The organism is Pseudoalteromonas sp. SG44-17, from assembly GCF_014164235.1.
GTDB lineage: Bacteria > Pseudomonadota > Gammaproteobacteria > Enterobacterales > Alteromonadaceae > Pseudoalteromonas > Pseudoalteromonas rhizosphaerae.
In genome coordinates this window covers 40,130-58,261 of record NZ_JACJEV010000003.1, presented here as the reverse complement: position 1 = coordinate 58,261, position 18,132 = coordinate 40,130, and the positions used below count along the sequence as shown (strand labels likewise).

General features: G+C 41.4%; 14 protein-coding genes. 7 read left to right on the top strand and 7 right to left on the bottom strand.

The window, feature by feature from the left end:
* Positions 1–473: 473 nt before the first annotated feature.
* On the bottom strand, positions 474–1,319 hold the full coding sequence (locus H5182_RS03110) for a MurR/RpiR family transcriptional regulator (protein WP_145240869.1): 846 nt from the start codon (positions 1,317–1,319) through the stop codon (positions 474–476).
* 480 nt (positions 1,320–1,799) lie between these two features.
* On the opposite strand from H5182_RS03110, the gene pbp4b reads away from it, so the two are divergent.
* Positions 1,800–4,247: a penicillin binding protein PBP4B gene (gene pbp4b, locus H5182_RS03105; RefSeq protein ID WP_182759506.1), complete on the top strand. Its 2,448-nt coding sequence runs from the start codon at positions 1,800–1,802 to the stop codon at positions 4,245–4,247.
* Between the two features lie 150 nt (positions 4,248–4,397).
* Positions 4,398–5,774 carry a Na+/H+ antiporter NhaC family protein gene (locus H5182_RS03100; protein WP_182759505.1) on the top strand — a complete coding sequence of 459 codons (1,377 nt, stop codon included), beginning with the start codon at positions 4,398–4,400 and terminating at the stop codon, positions 5,772–5,774.
* A gap of 96 nt (positions 5,775–5,870) precedes the next feature.
* On the opposite strand, the gene H5182_RS03095 is transcribed toward H5182_RS03100, so the two are convergent.
* Positions 5,871–6,299: a helix-turn-helix domain-containing protein gene (locus H5182_RS03095; protein ID WP_182759504.1), complete on the bottom strand. Its 429-nt coding sequence runs from the start codon at positions 6,297–6,299 to the stop codon at positions 5,871–5,873.
* Positions 6,300–6,587: 288 nt separating this feature from the next.
* Complete coding sequence (locus H5182_RS03090; protein WP_182759503.1) at positions 6,588–7,037, bottom strand: carboxymuconolactone decarboxylase family protein; 450 nt, start codon at positions 7,035–7,037, stop codon at positions 6,588–6,590.
* 493 nt (positions 7,038–7,530) lie between these two features.
* On the opposite strand from H5182_RS03090, the gene H5182_RS03085 reads away from it, so the two are divergent.
* Complete coding sequence (locus H5182_RS03085; RefSeq protein ID WP_182759502.1) at positions 7,531–8,616, top strand: RICIN domain-containing protein; 1,086 nt, start codon at positions 7,531–7,533, stop codon at positions 8,614–8,616.
* Positions 8,617–8,742: 126 nt separating this feature from the next.
* The gene (locus H5182_RS03080) at positions 8,743–9,030 is read left to right on the top strand and encodes a hypothetical protein (RefSeq protein ID WP_404936210.1); all 288 of its coding nucleotides are present in this window, start codon (positions 8,743–8,745) and stop codon (positions 9,028–9,030) included.
* Between the two features lie 72 nt (positions 9,031–9,102).
* Here the strand turns inward: H5182_RS03080 and H5182_RS03075 are convergent, their stop codons facing one another.
* Positions 9,103–10,248 carry a PQQ-dependent sugar dehydrogenase gene (locus H5182_RS03075; protein WP_182759500.1) on the bottom strand — a complete coding sequence of 382 codons (1,146 nt, stop codon included), beginning with the start codon at positions 10,246–10,248 and terminating at the stop codon, positions 9,103–9,105.
* A gap of 222 nt (positions 10,249–10,470) precedes the next feature.
* Between H5182_RS03075 and H5182_RS03070 the strand changes: the two genes are divergently transcribed.
* Both H5182_RS03070 and H5182_RS03065 read left to right on the top strand, forming a co-directional pair.
* Positions 10,471–11,553 (top strand): hypothetical protein, encoded by a 1,083-nt coding sequence (locus tag H5182_RS03070; protein ID WP_182759499.1) that lies wholly within the window; start codon positions 10,471–10,473, stop codon positions 11,551–11,553.
* A 291-nt stretch (positions 11,554–11,844) separates the two neighbouring features.
* Positions 11,845–11,985, top strand: a complete 141-nt coding sequence (locus H5182_RS03065) for a hypothetical protein (protein ID WP_182759498.1) — start codon at positions 11,845–11,847, stop codon at positions 11,983–11,985.
* A gap of 482 nt (positions 11,986–12,467) precedes the next feature.
* Here H5182_RS03065 and H5182_RS03060 read toward each other — a convergent pair whose 3' ends face one another.
* From H5182_RS03060 to H5182_RS03050, 3 genes are read right to left on the bottom strand one after another with little or no spacing between them, the layout of a single operon-like run.
* Entirely contained in the window at positions 12,468–12,821 is a 354-nt protein-coding gene (locus H5182_RS03060) for a cupredoxin domain-containing protein (protein ID WP_182731166.1), read from the bottom strand.
* A 22-nt stretch (positions 12,822–12,843) separates the two neighbouring features.
* Positions 12,844–15,087 (bottom strand): heavy metal translocating P-type ATPase, encoded by a 2,244-nt coding sequence (locus H5182_RS03055; protein ID WP_182759497.1) that lies wholly within the window; start codon positions 15,085–15,087, stop codon positions 12,844–12,846.
* A complete protein-coding gene (locus H5182_RS03050; protein WP_182759496.1) occupies positions 15,084–15,521 on the bottom strand; it encodes a MerR family transcriptional regulator in 438 nt (145 codons plus the stop codon). The genes H5182_RS03055 and H5182_RS03050 overlap by 4 nt, the downstream gene beginning before the upstream one ends.
* Positions 15,522–17,338: 1,817 nt before the next feature.
* Between H5182_RS03050 and H5182_RS03045 the strand changes: the two genes are divergently transcribed.
* Positions 17,339–18,118: a hypothetical protein gene (locus H5182_RS03045; RefSeq protein WP_182759495.1), complete on the top strand. Its 780-nt coding sequence runs from the start codon at positions 17,339–17,341 to the stop codon at positions 18,116–18,118.
* Positions 18,119–18,132: the final 14 nt, after the last annotated feature.

Genomic DNA, 18,132 nt, shown 5'->3' with positions numbered 1-18,132 from the left:
AACTTTGTTGATTCCCCAAACAGAGTTATAAACTTTGATCAATTGTTGCTATTCCATTAAACATGCGTTGCTATTAATGGTCAAGAATAAAATCTTCCTTATTTTCGTTGCATCTATAAATAAAATATATAAAAACTGGTTTCGTTATATTTTTTGTCAATATAAGCGTAAGGCTGGGGGAGTGTTTTCGCGATTTTTAGCGCAGTTAATCATATTTAATATATTGAAATGACATGTTTTTGTGTTTTTCATTCTAAAGAAGGGGGATTTTTTATTGAGTTGGAACAATACTGTTGGAGTTACAATAATAATTATTGTTTATGAACTAAAAAATTTTGGTTGGCATGGAATAAATAAATAATTTATAAATTAGCAAACGAGAGATAGGTTATTTATTGCATGGCTGTTGTTAAAGTGGTTTTTATAATAAGAAAGGCCACAATAGTGGCCTTAATTCTTTAGGATGTCGTTGGTTAGTGATTTCTAAATTCACCAACAACGTCATTTGAATGCTCTAGTAATTTACGACCTTGACGACTCGATTGCGTTAAAGCGATAAATAGAATATCAATAACAAAGTCTTGCGCAGTACGGGCAAGTATCGATGATAAACGGACTGACTCTTCTTCTGCCACAGAGTAAAGCCTAACATTGGCTTGATCAGCAACAGGGTTACTACCAAATTTAGTGACAGAGATCACGTAACTGTCGTTTTTCTTAGCCTGCTTTACCACTTCAGCAATTTCTCTGGTGACACCCGATTCACTGATCGCAATAACTAAGTCGCCTTTTGCAAAGGTTGATACATAGGCGAGCTGCGCATGACCATCAGGTTCAGCTATTGCTGGCATACCTAACTTTTGCAGCTTATAAGAGAAGTCTTTAGCCACCAGGGCAGAGCCCCCTAAACCACAAATTAAAATTCGTTTAGCTGATTTTAACAAGCTAACAGCTTGTTCAATGGCTAGCGCTTCATTGAGGTTTTTTGTTTCAGTAAGCACAGCAAGTTTACTACTGAGTAGCTTTTCTGCTATTTGCTCTAGTGAATCACTTAAGGTGATTTTACCATGCAGTTTTGGTTCTGATGTTTCATCATTGAGTGCATCAATGACAGCCAGCTTAAATGCTGGAAAGCCTTTGTAGCCCAGTTTTTGCGAAAATTTTACAACGCTTGACTGGCTCACGCCGACAACTTTAGCCAGCTCTACAGACGAAAGATTACGAATAGCATTAGCTGAGTTCAATGTGAAGTCGGCTAGCTTAGCTTCGCTGCTCGATAGGGACTGACGTAAGGCTTTAATTTTTACAAATGTAGACATACTACCCGCTTATTTTTATATTTGGCGTATTTATAGCATTAATCGAAATAAATTTGTACTTATTCTAGGTTCAAATGTAACCATCTTTGTTTTTACTCTTGTTCCTAGGCGTACAAAAAATAAATTATTCCCAATAGCCGCAATTAAGTTTTGGAATATTGTTTAAGAATAATTGGAATAATATAGTTTTAATTATCTAATTTTACAACACCAATAGCACGAACTAACAGATTTATTTGCTAGTCGCTTGGGCACTGTTTTTATGGTGGGATAAAATATCTTTATTTGATTTGCTTGTTGAAATAAATTATTTACAAATCATTTTACTGTGATAGGGTTTGGTTTATACAACTCAAATCGAGTTGTCCAAACTACAATAACAATATGAGAACTGGGTTTATTTAATGTATTGTTTACTAAATACCGCTAATCGTGGTTTTGGGATTGCGCTTATTTACTTTGATCAGCAATGAGAAGGCTATGACGTTTTTATCTTGGTTTAAAAAACTTTGTTTAGTTACAACTACCGCACTTTTGACTAGTTGTGCTTCAACACCTTACGAGTTTACACAATCTGCCAATTACAGTCATCGTGTTAAGTTTTTAGTCATGCATTACACCGCTATTGATTATGAAAAATCGATACGTGCTTTAGTCGATGAAGGTGGTTTAAGTGCTCATTATTTATTACCAGAGTTAAATGATCCTAGCTACCCTGAGGATGAATTAAAAGTAATTCAACTAGTTGATGAACATGATAGGGCGTGGCATGCCGGGACAAGCTTTTGGCAAGGCCGTGAAGATTTAAATGATCAATCAATTGGTATCGAAATTGTTAACGTACCAAGCTGTCACTATCCCGAAGTTAAACCTGATGAGCAAATGGAAAATGACGCCTCAAAACTGTGTATTTTCCCCGATTTTGACGCTAAACAAATAGCGTTATTGATTGAGCTCAGTAAAGGTATTTTAGCCCGTAACCCTGATATTGGCCCAACTCAAGTTGTAGGGCACTCCGATATAGCGCCTACACGAAAAAACGATCCAGGTCCGCGCTTTCCATGGTATCAATTGTACCAAGCTGGTATTGGTGCATGGTATGACAGTGACACGGTTGATAAATATTGGCAGCAATTTAATTTAGTTAAACCATCAATTAGTTTAATGCAAAAAGCGTTACGTGGTTATGGTTATGATGTACACGTGACTAATCAACTTGATCCACAAACCCTTGATACATTAAGTGCCTTTCAAATGCACTTTTTACCTTGGCATGTAAGCGGTAATGCAGATGCGCGCAGCGCTGCGGTATTGTTTGCTTTGATGCAGAAGTACTTTCCGAAAAAAGCAGCTAAGTTAATGTTGCAATATCAACAACAGCAACTTGCCCCAGAACCGATTATTAAGCCTTTAGCAAATGCGCAGGTTGTGTTGCAGGTACCAAATCCTAATCCAAGTTCTCGGGCACTGGTTAATGACCGTGGTACATTTAAAGCTTATAAAGGCCGAGGCGAAATTATCATTGAAAATAACACCGCAACGAGCGCGGATATTTTTATCAATGGTGAAAAAATAAATATTGCTCAGCCACTTATGGCAAATAATAGCTACAAATACAGCTTATCTAAACGGACTCACAACGGCACAAATACGTTCAAGGTTGAAAATGTGCAGCCTGAAGGGGCAAGTTTAACATTACGTTTTCCTTACCCAACATTAGTAACTAAGCCTGTAAAGTCAGTGCAGTTTAATAACGTGGATAAATTGATCAATGAAGAAGTCGCGGCAGGATTTCCCGGTGCCGTACTGGCAGTGATCAAAGATGGTAAGTTAATTAAATTAAGCCACTATGGCGATGCTAAAAAATACCTTGCTGATGGCTCATTATTAGAGCAGCCACAGCAGATGAAAAGCGATACATTATTTGATATTGCCTCTAATTCAAAAATGTTTGCCACAAATTTAGCGTTAATGAAACTGGCCAGTGAAGGTAAAGTTGATGTAGAAAAACCACTATTTTATTACTTACCTGAGTTTCGTGGTGCGGGCCGTGAGCAGCGGTTAGTCAAAGATTTACTGACCCACAGTGCAGGTTATCCCGCGGTAGTTGATTTTCATCGTAAAGATAATAAGTTTGGTGAGCGATTCTTTTCACAAAATAGCTTACGTACTAAAAACTTATTACTGACAGGCGTGCCATTTGTTGCGGGTCGTAGCGTTAAACATTTATATTCAGATATTGATTACATGTTACTCGGTGTATTAGTGGAGCGACTTTCAGGGCAGTCGCTGGATAATTATGTTGAAGGGCAAATTTTTCAACCGCTTGGTTTAACCCACACCGTTTATAATCCATTGCAAAAGGGCTTTATAAAAAACCAAATAGCTGCCACTGAGTTAATGGGAAACACTCGTGACGGGCGGATCAGCTTTGATAATGTTCGTACCGACGTTTTACAAGGGCAAGTACATGACGAAAAAGCATTTTATGCCTTAGGTGGGGTCGCAGGTCACGCAGGACTTTTTAGTACAGGTCAAGACTTAGCTGTGCTTGCGCAGTTATTGCTGAATCGCGGTGGCTATGGTGATAAGCAAATATTTACCCCGCAAGTATTAGAGCAATTCATTGCCCCGCAAGCCAGCGATGAAAGTTATGGTTTAGGTTGGCGTCGTGCCGGTAACGGTGCTTTACAATGGCATTTTGGCCCGTACGCGAGCCCACAAGCGTATGGTCACACTGGCTGGACGGGCACGGTTACTGTGATTGATCCCGCTTATGACTTGGCGATAATTTTGCTTACCAATGCTCGCCATACCCCGATTGAAGGGAATGAAACAGATTATGAATTTATGGGGAGAAAGTTTGAAACCGGTAAATATGGCTCAATTGTTTCGCTAATTTATGAAGCAATATTAAATAAGCATTGATCTAAATGGCAGTGTTCAGCTTATCGCTAATCGATTTAAGTTGTGTTTATTGACGAACAGATTAAGCTAATGAGTTTGTTCCGGCCTTTATAACAAAGGCCTGATAATAATTAGAGTGAGTCATAGACTCACCACAAAAAAGGTTACAGTATGTCTTGGTATTCAATTTTACCGCCACTAATTGCGATTTTGATCGTATTTTGGCGCAAAGAAGTCATTATGGCGCTACTTGTCGCTGTTGCTTCTTCAGAGTTTTTGCTGGCCTTGCAAGGTAACGGTAATACACTTTTTAATACATTTATAAATACCATAGAGCGCGTGGTGAGCGTAGCAAGTTCGCCAGGTAATAGTCGTATCCTCATTTTTAGTATCTTAATCGGTGCATTACTTGCTTACATACGCGAATCGGGCGGTGTGGCTGCAACAGTAAATGTGTTGATGAACAAAGGTGTGGCAAAGAGCAAACGCCAAGTGGGTTATTTAACCATGTTTTCAGGTATTGCGGTGTTTATAGAATCTAACTTAAGTGTACTGACTGCGGGTATTTTATCGCGGGGTTTATTCGATAAATTTAAAATGAGCCGTGCTCGCTTAGCATACATTATTGATAGTACCAGTGCTCCTGTGTGTATTTTGATTTTACTTAATGGTTGGGGGGCATACATACTTGGCTTGCTTGGTAATTATGAACTGTCAGAGTCGGCAGTCTCGGTGTTATGGGGCAGCATAGGCTATAACTTTTACGCCATCATCACCTTACTCATTGTGTTTTACACTATCTCGTTTGATAAAGTACACGGCCCGCTTAAAAAGGCTGAAGAGCAATTAGAGCACCAAAAGACAGAGCTGCAAGAAGAAGTAAAAGGCACTAAAGCACGCTATATGCTGGTTCCTTTACTTACTTTAATAGGTAGCATGGTCGGCTTTATGTATTGGTCAGGTAATGGTGATATTGCCAGCGGCAGTGGCTCTAAGTCGGTATTGTATGCAACTATTTTAGCTTGCGTTGTCGCCTACTTATTAATGGTAAGCTCTCGTCAATTTACTCACCATAAACTGGTTGATATTGGCTTTAAAGGCATGGGTGAGTTATTACCCTTAGTCGCGATCGTATTACTATCATTGACTCTCGGCGCCAGTTTAAAAGATTTAGGTACTGGCACTTTTGTTGCGGGCTTAGTGGGTGATTACTTACCTATTTACTTAGTCGTACCAGTGTTGTTTGTAACCGGTGCGGTGATCTCTTTCACAACAGGCACCTCATGGGGTACATTTGCAATACTTATCCCGATTGGTGTGCCATTAATTCAAGCGCTTGGTTTACCGCCGTCATTAGTGATTGCGGCAATTTTAGGGGGCGGCGTATTTGGCGATCATTGCTCGCCAATATCAGATACCAGTGCGGTGTCAGCTATTGCCTCCGGCTGTGACTTGCTTACTCACGTTAAAACACAAATGCCGTATGCATTATTCGCGGGTGGCTTAACGTTTGTTGCTTACCTAGTTACGAGCATTATTGTGTTGTAAAGAGTTAGCGAGCTTGCGAGAGTAAAGTTAGCTAGTCAGCGAAAAGCCTGCAAATTTGCAGGCTTTTTAGTTTATAGTGCAGCAATAAAACAGCAGCTATTGATGGATTAACTTTTTATATTTGGCAGGGGGTATTTGTAAAATAGCGTTGAACTCATTGTTTAGGTGAGATTGATCGGAAAACCCGCACTCAAGGGCGAGTTGTGCCAAGCTTAGCTGTGGGTTTGCTTTTATAAGTTGTCTGACTTGCCTGACTCTGTAAATACGTGCTAGGTGTTTGGCAGTGATGCCACAGGTGTTTTTAACGTAGCGCTCTAATTGCCGCTTACCTTTAGGGGTGTGCTCGTAAGCAGTACTTAGTGGGGTAAGATTGATTATTTTATGGATCAATTTTTGTGTGTGCTCAATAGCCTGATGGTGTATTTTTGATGCATTGAGGTGCGCCGACAACAAATCAATAAACGAATCTAAGTTAGCATATTGGTCAAGCGCCTGTGCTAAACCTGCTAAGGTTGCAGGCGCCACAAGCGAATGATTTACCTTTTGTAAATGGGCAAGTCCAGCGGGTTTAAACCGGATCCCACAAAAGACGGAGCCAGCAGTAAACGTTACTTTTTCTGACTGTGTTGATATGGTTTGCATGAAATAGGGGGGATTTAATGGTTTTCCAGCTAAATTAAGACGCCCAGATAGTAAAAATATAACGCCTTTTGCGCCATCGCAGGGGAGCCAACTCTCCCCTGAATATTGGGCGCTTGCAAACCAAACTGCTTGTACATAATCAGCGATATCGCCCGTTGGGCTGTAAATAGTTTATCGTTCATTAAACTCGACTGTCGGTTTAAACATTTTGACTATACGATTCCAACTATTTATAGCATTAATTGCTACGGTGAGGGTAACTAAACTTGGTTGATCAAATAATGCGGAAAGTGTTTGGTAAAAGTCATCATCAATGTTCTGTGACAAAGTCAACTTCTCGCAAAGCGCTAATGCAGCACGTTCTTTATCGTTATAAAGTGGCGTGTCTTGCCACGCATTGAGGGCAATAATGCGGTTAATGCTCTCACCATACTCCAGTGCTTGTTTGCTATGCATGGCTAAACAATACGCGCATTGGTTTAACTGTGACGCTCTTAGTTTTAGCAGCTCCCAAATTGTCACTCCAAAGGTAGCCTCGACTTTCTGTTTGATCAGTGCTTCTTGATCAATCAAGTAGGTCATTAACTCGGGTTCGATATTAAAGTAATTCGCTCTTTTCATAATAGTTCCAAATCGATAAATAACTGCTAGCTAGTTTATTGACGGATAAATAAAAAGAATTGTAAAAAAGCGACTTTGTGATTTGTTTTTAGTGTAGTCGTATTGCGCTAAATTTTTGTCATACTATTACACAATAAGAAAGCTGTATAAGTGGCTGATATATTAATTTCACCCTAAAATTAGCGAATTTCAATACTAATTTAGTTCTTAAGCTATAAAAAAGCTCACATCGAAATGATACTGGTTTACTTTAATTTAACAATTGGCTTCATTTGTAGTATAAATGACCCTAATGCAAGTGCGCAAACGATAATTATTAATCGTTTGTACCTAAGTGCAGGATTTGCATTTTACACAACACCATTCAAGGAATAGCATAAATTGGAGCAAAAGAATGAGCGTTATGACAACACTGATACAACGGCACAAGAGTCTATTGTTACTTCTTTTATCTACTTGTAGCTTTGCTACATTGGCATAAAATTGTACAACCATGCCCACCTCTGGTGGGGTTTACTCTTTAATTAACCGTGGCTCTGGCTTGGCATTAGTTGTAAATACGTCTGATACTAGTGGCGCAACGGATGTAATTAGCTATCAATATTGGGGTAGTGCAAACCAGAAGTTTGCTTTCACTAAGGGCAGTGATGGTTACTGGGCTATTCGTTTGCAGCATAATAACCAAGTACTTGATGTACTCAATTCGTCACAGTCTAATGGCGCTAATATTGTGGTGTATGACGATTGGCAAGGGGATAATCAACGCTGGCAGCTGAAGGCGTCTTCATCGGGTGGTTTTAACATCGTTAATAAACTTACGCAAAAGTCATTAACTGTTGCGGGTTCGCAAAACGGTGCCAATGTGTATCAAAATGATGATGTTGGTGGCAGTTCACAGCGCTGGTATATCAATCCAGTTTCAGGTAGTTGTGGTAGCAGTAGTGGTGGCGGTCAAACAACAGCTGGTTTAATTGGTTTTGCGGCACAACCAGGTAATGATGGCCTTGCAACTACCACCGGCGGCGGTAATGTATCTCCTACAATTGTTACTAGCTGTAGTGCGTTAACAGCCGCATTAAACTCAACATCAACAGCGGTTATTCAAGTTCCTAACAATACAACGATTAACTGCCATACGGCAAACCGAACTGTTGCAGCATGTCCACTCGATTGTGGCACATGGGGCGATTACGGTAAAACTTGGTATCGCTTACCGGTTGGTAGTCAAAGCTGTAGTGAATTAGGTAGTAATTCAAATAATACAGTTAACGTTACACGTAATGACTCTCGGCTTCGTGTTCGCTCAAATAAAACCCTTGAAGGATTGGGGAGAAACTCAAAAATCATCGGCGCAAGCTTAGTGATCAGTAATGATCGTAATATCATCATACGTAATATTTTACTTGAAGATATTAACCCAGCATTAGTTGAAGCGGGGGATGCTATTTCTGTTGATGACAGTAGCCACATCTGGATTGATCATATGGCGTTTAATAAAATTAGTGACGGTTATATTGATATTGGCAATAGCCAAAATGTCACTTTAAGCTGGAACCGTTTTTATGGTTATAATACGTAAGTGTGTGCTAACAAATATTGGTATACGCATTTATTCAAAAACTCCCAAATAACGGCACATTATAACTTCTGGGATACAGCTGCAGGGCGCAACCCTAAAGTAGACGGCTACAATTCACGCGTTCATATGTTTAATAACTATTGGAAAAACATTACTTATTTTGCAATTAGTGCAGGTAATGGCGCTGAAGTATTAGTAGAAAATAATTACTTTGAAAACAGTGCAAAATCACATTGGAACCAAGGCTCAGGCTACTTTAGCGCGTCAGGAAATGTGTATACTGGCGTATCAGCAACTGATCAGTATCGCGACAATAGCGCTAACATCTTTAACGATATCCAGTTATACCCATACAGTTTAGACAATGCCAATAGCTTAGGCAGTCAAGTTGATGGCGGTAAAGGGCCGCAGTAATACACCCAAACCACCTAAAAATGCAAAAAGCCCTCAATTTAGAGGGCTTCATCACATTGCTTGTATTACGCGTTAGATTTTACCATTAGGCACGATGCGGTAAATTCCCATACCATCAATACCCAGATATAAATCGCCATTAGGGTGGGTTGCAATGCTGCGCACGCGGCCAACACCTTCAAATAGCTTGCTGTGACCTGTTACTTTATCGCCATCAAGCTCTACTAATACTAAGTGAGCAAACTTCATTGCACCAACAAGTACATGACCTTGCCACTGCGGGTATTTGCTACTTGTAACAAACTCCATCCCGGAAGGCGCGATAGACGGCACCCATACCCAATCGGGTTGTTGCATACTTTCGCGGCTTGTTTGATCAGTAATTTTACTGCCATTATAATTAATGCCGTGAGTTACTTCTGGCCAACCGTAGTTAGCGCCTGCTTTAATAATATTGATTTCATCACCACCACGAGGGCCGTGTTCATGACTCCAAATTGCCCCCGTTTCTGGATGCATAGCCATGCCTTGTGGGTTTCTGTGGCCATAAGAGTAAATACTCTTACGTGCGTTTGGCTGATTAACAAACGGGTTTGACTTAGGGATTGTGCCATCAGCATTAATGCGGTGAATTTTTCCTGCATCATACTCTAAGCTTTGTGGGTGAACATCACGCGCGCCGCGGTCACCAATCGAAAAGTACAAGTAACCGTCTTTATCAAATTCAATACGCGAGCCGTAATGTTTGCTGGTTGTGGTGTTTGGCGTGCCGTCGAACAGCAGCTGCGAGTCGACAAGTGCCATATCTTTTAAGCGCGCACGCATAATGGACGTATTGTAGCCTTCTTCATCGCCTTCATAACCTGAGTAAGAAAAGTAGATCCAGCCATTGTCTTTAAAGTTAGGATCAAGCTCGATATCTAATAAGCCGCCTTGACCTTCCGCATGCATGTTAGGCAGCCCTGCAATTTTTTGTTCTAGCAGTTTGCCATTACGAATTAGCCTAAGCTCACCAGCGCGGTCTGTTACTAATAAATCTTGCTCGTTAAGCCACGCCATTCCCCAAGGAATATTTACCCCTTGAGCAACTAATTCAAGCTGATACTTATCAGCGCTTTTAGCGACAGGGATTTCTTGTTCCGCTTGCTGCGCACACGCCTGCAAGGTAGATAAACTGACCATAGCAATAGCTAAACTGGTGTAAAAAGACGTCTTCATGATGACTCCAATTTTTTAAACACGATGTAAATAGAGTAGCGTGTTAATAGTTTAATTGTTATTAACATTTACTAAAGTGCGATTAGTAACAGAAAAAATGAGATAGGAGGGAGTATAGAGGGGGGCAGTAAGTTGCTACTTATGCTTTGCGTTGTACTGGGGATGTATTGAAGTTAGAAATAGAATATATTAACAATTTTTACAATCGTATAGGGATTTACCGTGTCAGCTCAGAGCAACTTTCAAAACAATGTAATCGAAAAAATAACAAAACAAAATGCATTGGCAGCCGCATTAGGCACAGTCTTTTGGTGTATACCCATTTTAGTGCTGTGGGTATTTATTTATGAATTAAAGCCAGCAGCAGGCGCTGTTATGCTATGGCTCAGCGGCGCGTTAATAGGTTTAGCTGTTAGGTTTCATGGTCGTGGCTATGAACGATTATTCTCTGTAATAGGTTTTGTGTCTCATGCGTGTATTGTTTTACTCGCATGGGATTTTCAAATAGTGGTCGGCGGCAATGTGTTGTCCGTTATTTTGATTGGCGTTTATGTACTCGGCGCCTGGAGCGCTGCCTATCTATCACGTATCAACATCTCAATGCATGACTATAAAGCATTTGATGCTTATTTTGCGTGCCCTGATTATCTACAACAAAAAAAGTTAAAAAACAGGTGGTTTGTTGTTCTACCTTTGTTGCTAGTGCTGACTTTTGTGGTTGGTTATATTGTTGCCATTGCGGTGCTCATTTTTCAAGATGTACAGTACATGGAAAATGAAAAAAATCAGCAAGCAGCGCGCGCAGCCGAGTTTCGCGATAAGCACATTGATACCAGCGATGAAGCGCTCGCTGCAATAAGCCAGCATAAAGCACTTACTTATGCTTTTGCTTACTATTCAGGTAGGCAGTTTGATGTTCAAGGGCGCTACTTAGGTAATTACCCGCAAGATAGCTATCAAGCGCAATTAATACTGCGTTATTTAGCAGAGCAAAAAAGCAACCCGCGCGCTCAATTTATACTAGGAAAAATACTCGATAGTAAAACAGGTGACGCACTTATCACGCAAGCAGAAGAGGGCGGCGATACCTTTGCAAGGCTTTACAGTATTTATGAATTTGGTTGTTATATGGACGCTAAAAAAGGCAGGCAGTTACTCACCAGCTTTGCTAAAAATATTGAAGAACAATCAGTAAAAATTGATATCTATGGCATGCTCAGCGATGATTTTAACGACCACTGCCAAGTGTTAGACGACACTGAATTTGATTATCGTTATATAAAAGATTACCAGTTTAAACAGTAGGTCGCCCTTTAGGGCGAAAAAGTGAATTTCACCACCGAAAGCACAAATGCGCTTCGCGCTGCACAGAGGTTAAATAGTTGATGTAGGAGATGGTTTTAGCCACGAAGGGTTTAACAGCAGTGATAAGTTAACCAGCGTAGGCGCTAAGCTTGCTGGCGCGCGAGGTTTGGTTGGCTAAAGTGCAGCGATAAAACCAATGGGGGCGTTTAAATTGTAGGTCGCCCTTTAGGGCGAGAAAGTGAATATCACCACCGAGAGCACAGAGGGGCTTCGCTACACAGAGGTTAAATATTGGAAGTAGGTGATGGCTTTAGCCACGAAGGATTTAACACCAGTGATAAGTTCACCACCGTAGGCGCTAAGCTTGCTGGCGCGTGTAACTTGTGGTCATTGCTTGCTAACTTGTCGCTTTCAAACTCGCTAACTGTTTAAACAAACCTTATTCAAGGTTTTGTCGCGCTGGCACGACAGCAGCCAAAGAGGGGCTTCCGCTGGCCTCTCTTTGGACTCTCTGTAGGAGCTGGCTTTAGCCGCGAATGTTTTCCACCCTAGCATCACGCTATTTCCTTCAAAGCATAATTGATGTGAATGTAAGCGCCGTTTTTTCGCCAACTTTCACATCCATGTACGCTCTCCAGTTTGACTATCCATGGTCTCTCGTTCATAGCTGCGCTTTTGACCTATGGCGAAGTCACGCTTTATCGCGCATTGCCTAAATGGCTGTACTTAGGATTTGTCGGGAACAAAATCCAGCCTTGCGCGATATTACTCATCAACTACTTATTTTCAGGGCGTGATGACGGGGAGGGTGTTAAACGTGAGATTGGTATTTGGTCTTGGCAAGATGCAAGACCTGTGCATTTGACCCTTTGCATTCCTTCATGAAGCAAGGTCTCTTTGAGTTTTGTTATACCTCAAGATACCAATAACGTGCCTTTATACATTTGCATTTGGCAATGAAAAGCATATTCACCCACTTTAAGTGCTGGCAGCTCAACAGTGTTATTCTCACCCATAGCGAGCGTTTTACTGATATCGAGTGAAGGAAACACCACTGTTTCGGCGCATGGGGCACTGTCTTGTCGATTAAACGTCAGCGTTACTTTTTTACCAGCAGCCACTTTAATATGGGCAGGGGAATAAACCCCGTTATTAACCACTATCGTTATTTTGTTGTTATTACTTTGCACTTGCTTAGGTTTGTATAGCCAAAACCAGTAAATAATAACCGCAATTAACAACGCGCCGAGTATATTGATCATCAACATAATGCTACTCCTATTTATAAAATTACGATTTAATGGGTTTAAAAAAGCGTAAGCGATTGGCGTTTGTGACCACAGTCAGCGATGACAATGCCATAGCAGCACCTGCAACAACCGGGTTTAGTAATATGCCAAAGAATGGATATAACAGCCCGGCAGCAATTGGAATACCTGCCACATTGTAAATAAATGCACCAAATAAATTTTGCTTAATATTGACTATAGTGGCGCTACTAACTGCAATGGCATCGCCAAGACTCTGTAATGAACCACGCATTAAGGTGATATCAGCGCTCTCAATCGCCACATCGGTGCCAGTGCCAATAGCAAACCCAACATCGGCTTGTGCCAGTGCCGGCGCATCGTTTATACCATCACCCGTCATACCGACTATTTCACCTTTAGCTTGGCGTTTAGTTACTTCACTGGCTTTGTCATCAGGCATTACTTGGGCAATAAAGTCCTTAATACCGACTTTGTTAGCGACGGCTTTGGCGGTAGCTTGGTTATCGCCGGTCAGCATAACAACATGGATACCTTTGTTTTGTAAGCGTTTAATGGCTTCTGCTGAATCGTCTTTTATCGGATCGGCTACCGCTATAATGGCTTGTAGTTGGGTATCAATGGCAAAATACATTGGCGTTTTAGCGGCGCTGGCTAATTGCTCAGCTTGCTCTTTTGCCTCTGCAATACTGATATTGTGTTGGCTCATAAGCGCTTCATTGCCAAACAATAAAGTTTGTCCATCAAATGTGCCTGTCACACCTTGCCCCGTGACGGCGTTAAAATCACTGATTTTTTCAATCGTGATATCTTCATTTTCAGCATAACTTACAATAGCTTGCGCTAAAGGATGCTCCGAGCCGCTTTCAAGACTAGCAGCAAGCTTAAGGACGTGTACTTTATCGCTGTCATTAAAATTAATGATATCGGTAACGGTGGGTTTACCTTCGGTGATCGTACCGGTCTTATCTAAAATCATGGTGGTTATTTTAGAGGTGGTTTGCAGCGCTTCTCCATTACGGATAAGTATTCCCGATTCAGCGGCTTTACCTATCCCAACCATAATTGACATAGGGGTTGCTAAACCCAGCGCACACGGACAGGCAATGATAAGCACCGTAGTCACAGCCACTACCGCATAAGCAATGCTCGGCTCGGGGCCAAAATTAAGCCAAGCAAGGCCCGCGAGCACCGCAATGATCATTACGGTAGGAACAAATACGCCGGATATTACATCGGCTAAACGCCCTATGGAGGGTTTAGAATTTTGTGCACGTTTAACCATATTAATAATATTGGCAAGTGTGGTTTCACTACCAATATGGGTGGCTTTAAATAGCAACGTGCCACTTTTATTAATGCTGCCTGCAACAATGGTATCGCCCTCACTTTTGTTGACTGGCATTGGCTCACCCGTGAGCATTGACTCATCCACTGAGCTGCTACCTTCAATGACTTCACCATCCACGGGGATTTTTTCACCGGGGCGTACACGCACAGTCTCGTTTTTTAGTACCTCACTAATAGCTATGTCTTGCTCTTTGTTATCACGCACTACCCGAGCTGTTTTTGGTTGTAAACCAATTAAGCGTTTTATCGCTTCAGATGTACGGCCACGGGCTTTTACTTCAAAGGCAAGGCCTAGGCTAATTAAACCGATGATCATCGCCGAGGCTTCAAAATAAACATGTCTGGCCACCTCGGGTAATACGCTTGGCGCAATTACTACCACCATAGAATACAACCACGCGGTACCTGTGCCCAACGCAATCAGTGTATCCATATTGGCGGTGTGGTTTTTAAATGACTGCCATGCGCCGTTGTAAAATTGTTTACCCGCAATAGCCATAACCACTAAAGTGACTATACCAACAATAAACCAGCCAATGCGCTGTGTATTGGTGGTGACACTCATATCAAAAATAAGCCCATACAGCATAAGCGGAGCGCCAACGCCTAGTGCCAATACCATATTCCGCATTAGCTTTTTATAGTGCGCGTTATCGGCTTTGGCTTTTTCATCTAGCGCGTCTTGCTCCGACTCGCTATTCATTGGCTTAGCCTTGTAGCCAATATTTTCGACTGCTTCAATCAGCTCTGCTGATGGCGCATTGCCTTCAACCTGCACACTGCGATCAGCAAAATTCATTTCAACACGCTGCGCACCAGATACACTTTTTAGCGCTTTTTCTATTTTTGCAACGCAGCTCCCACAGCTAGCGCCTTCAATCATAAAATTTTGCACTGTGTCTTTGCTATTACTCATTGTGCTTCCTCAGAATTAACTTGCTCGTTAAGGGGATCTACAAAGGTTTCAATTAAACTACATATATCGGCACTTACAGCACCATCGCTTGAGTTTTCCCACTGTCTTACCGCTGCTTGCATACGCGTTCTTAGTTTGAGTGTTTCTTGAAATAACCGCTCTGTTTCTGCGAGTCGTTTAGTTATTAATTGTCGTGTCAGTGGGCATGGGCAATTCCCTTGCTCCGACTGAGCAACTATTTGCTGAATATCTTTAATAGAAAAACCGAGTTGTCGCGCACTGATAATAAATTTTAAGCGTTGTTGATCGTCAGCGGTATACACCTGATAGCCATTGCTTTCGCTGCGAATGGGGTTAAGTAACTTTATACGAGTGTAATGGCGCACTGTATCTTGGGTCACCCCCATAGTTTTAGCTAACTGTTTAACATACATAACTTAACTCCATCGTTATTCAATAATGGCATGATAAACGTATGTGCAACACACAGGTCAACCGCTATTTTAAACTAGGCTGTTTGTTGTTTTGATTTACATATAAAAGTTTTAACGCTTATCAATAGAAGTACTTGAAGGATGCAACAGTAACTATATGGTTAATGTTGAAATATGCATGAGCCAGATATTTCGTAGCTGCTTAAATTCACTATAGTTTAGTTTGCCTCACTATGCGACTTTTAAGTACGACACTGTATTACGCTGCGCGTTGTACTGATGGCTGTTAAAGCACTTTCTAGGGTTGCTGTAATGGCGACGCGCAAGCGCTTATAAGGTGCCTAAACTTTGTGTAGGAGCTGGCTTTAGCCACGAAGGGTTTAACACCAGTGATAAGTTCATCACCGTAGGCGCTAAGCTTGCTGGCGCGCGAGGTTTGGTTGGCTAAAGTGCAACGATAAAACCAATGGGGACGTTTAAATTGTAGGTCGTCCTTTAGGGTGAAAAGTGAATATCACCACCGAGAGCACAGAGGGGCTTCGCTACACAGAGGTTAAATATTGGAAGTAGGAGCTGGCTTTAGCCACCAAGGGTTTAACACCAGTGATAAGTTCACCAGCGTAGGCGCTAAGCTTGCTGGCGCGCGTGGTTTGGTTGGCTAAAGTGCAACGATAAAACCAATGGGGGCGTTTAAATTTTAGGTCGCCCTTTAGGGCGAAAAAGTGAATATCACCACCGAGGGCACAGAGGCGCTTTGCTACACAGAGGTTAAATATTGGAAGTAGGAGCTGGCTTTAGCCACCAAGGGTTTAACACCAGTGATAAGTTCATCACCGTAGGCGCTAAGCTTGCTGGCGCGCGTGGCTTGGTTGGCTAAAGTGCAACGATAAAATCAATGGGGCGTTTAAATTGTAGGTCGTCCTTTAGGGCGAAAAAGTGAATATCACCACCGAGAGCACAGAGGCGCTTCGCTGCACAGAGGTTAAATATTGGAAGTAGGAGCTGGCTTTAGCCACGAAGGGTTTAACACCAGTGATAAGTTCATCACCGTAGGCGCTAAGCTTGCTGGCGCGCGTGGTTTGGTTGGCTAAAGTGCAACGATAAAACCAATGGGGGCGTTTAAATTGTCGTCCTTTAGGGCGAAAAAAGTGAATTTCACCACCGACAGCACAGAGGCGCTTCGCCACACTGAGGTTAGTTATTGTTGTAGGAGCTGGCTTCAGCCGCGAAGGGTTTAACTCCAATGTAAGGGTTAACCACCGTAGGCGCTGAGCTTGCTGGCGCGTGTAACTTTTAGTCATTGCTTGCTAACTTGTCGCTTTCAAACTCGCTAACTGTTTAAAGAAACCTTATTCAAGGTTTGTCGTGCTGGCTTGGTGAGCCAAATCGGTGTTGCTGCTGGCCTCTGTCTGGACTCTCTGTAGGAGCAGGCTTTAGCCGCGATATTTTCCATCCGAGCATCACGCTTATCCTTCAAAACATAATTGATGTGAACGTAAACGGCGAAGATAGGCCAACTTTCACATCCATGTACGCTCCCCAGTTCGGCCATCCGTGGCCTCTCGTTCAAAGCTACGCTTTTCACCCATGGCGAAGTCACGGCTTTCATTTCATCTATGAAATGAATTACTCATCAATTACTTATTTTCAGGGCGTGATGACGGGGGAAGGGTGTTAAACGTGAGATCGCTTTTCGGTCTTGGCAAGATGCAAAGTGCTGCCGCATTGGTTCCCTTTAATCTAGGGATTGAGTTGGGTTTGACCGCGAGAAGCGCCTTAGGTAGGCTATTGATATAAAATCAATTTGAATTGTTAAGATGAAAGATAATAGAAATATAAAAATTATAGATTTAGCTTCTAAAAACTGGGGGGGTGTAACTACGATTACCTTCTTTGTTTACAGTGTTTTTTGTTATTTTTGGACAATTACTTACTTTAATAGTTGGGATGTTTTTGCTTTTGATTATTTATCAAATACTGATATATATAACTTTACTATAGTATCTAGCGGTCTTCCTTTTTCATTAATACTCATTCTGTTGACACTATTAATGTTTAAAACGACAAAAGATATTTCTTATGTACTAAAAAGAAAGGTGCGTGCCGAGGGGATTATCTATAGTGACAGGCAAAATGAGTGTGAAGAAGAACCCAATCTACTTTTTGTCAATGCTCTATCTATTATGATTTTAGTGTTAGCGGCATACGCTACTTACAATTATCACGTAAAATCTATTTCATCTAAAATTGAGTTAGCTAAATACAAGATTACAATTAAAAATCGACATGATGTTATGTGTGGCCATATTATCAGTAATGTTGGTGAGAATTTAGTTGTATGGGATTTTAGCTCTGATAATATTGTAGCTGTAAGCAAGAGCGCAGTTGAAAGTTATAGTGAGTTGAAATTGGCTTCTCCTCCGTTTGAATACAAATTGGTATACCCCGATGGTACTTTAACACCTCGTAAACATGGCTGGACTTCACCACCCCCAAGAAATATAAGAATAGAAACTGAAGATAGTAAGAAAGCGTTTCAAGAATGGAAAAATAGTTTCCTAAAGCAATGCTCTAGCTCAGGCAGAACAAATAAATAAGACACCTTTTCTTG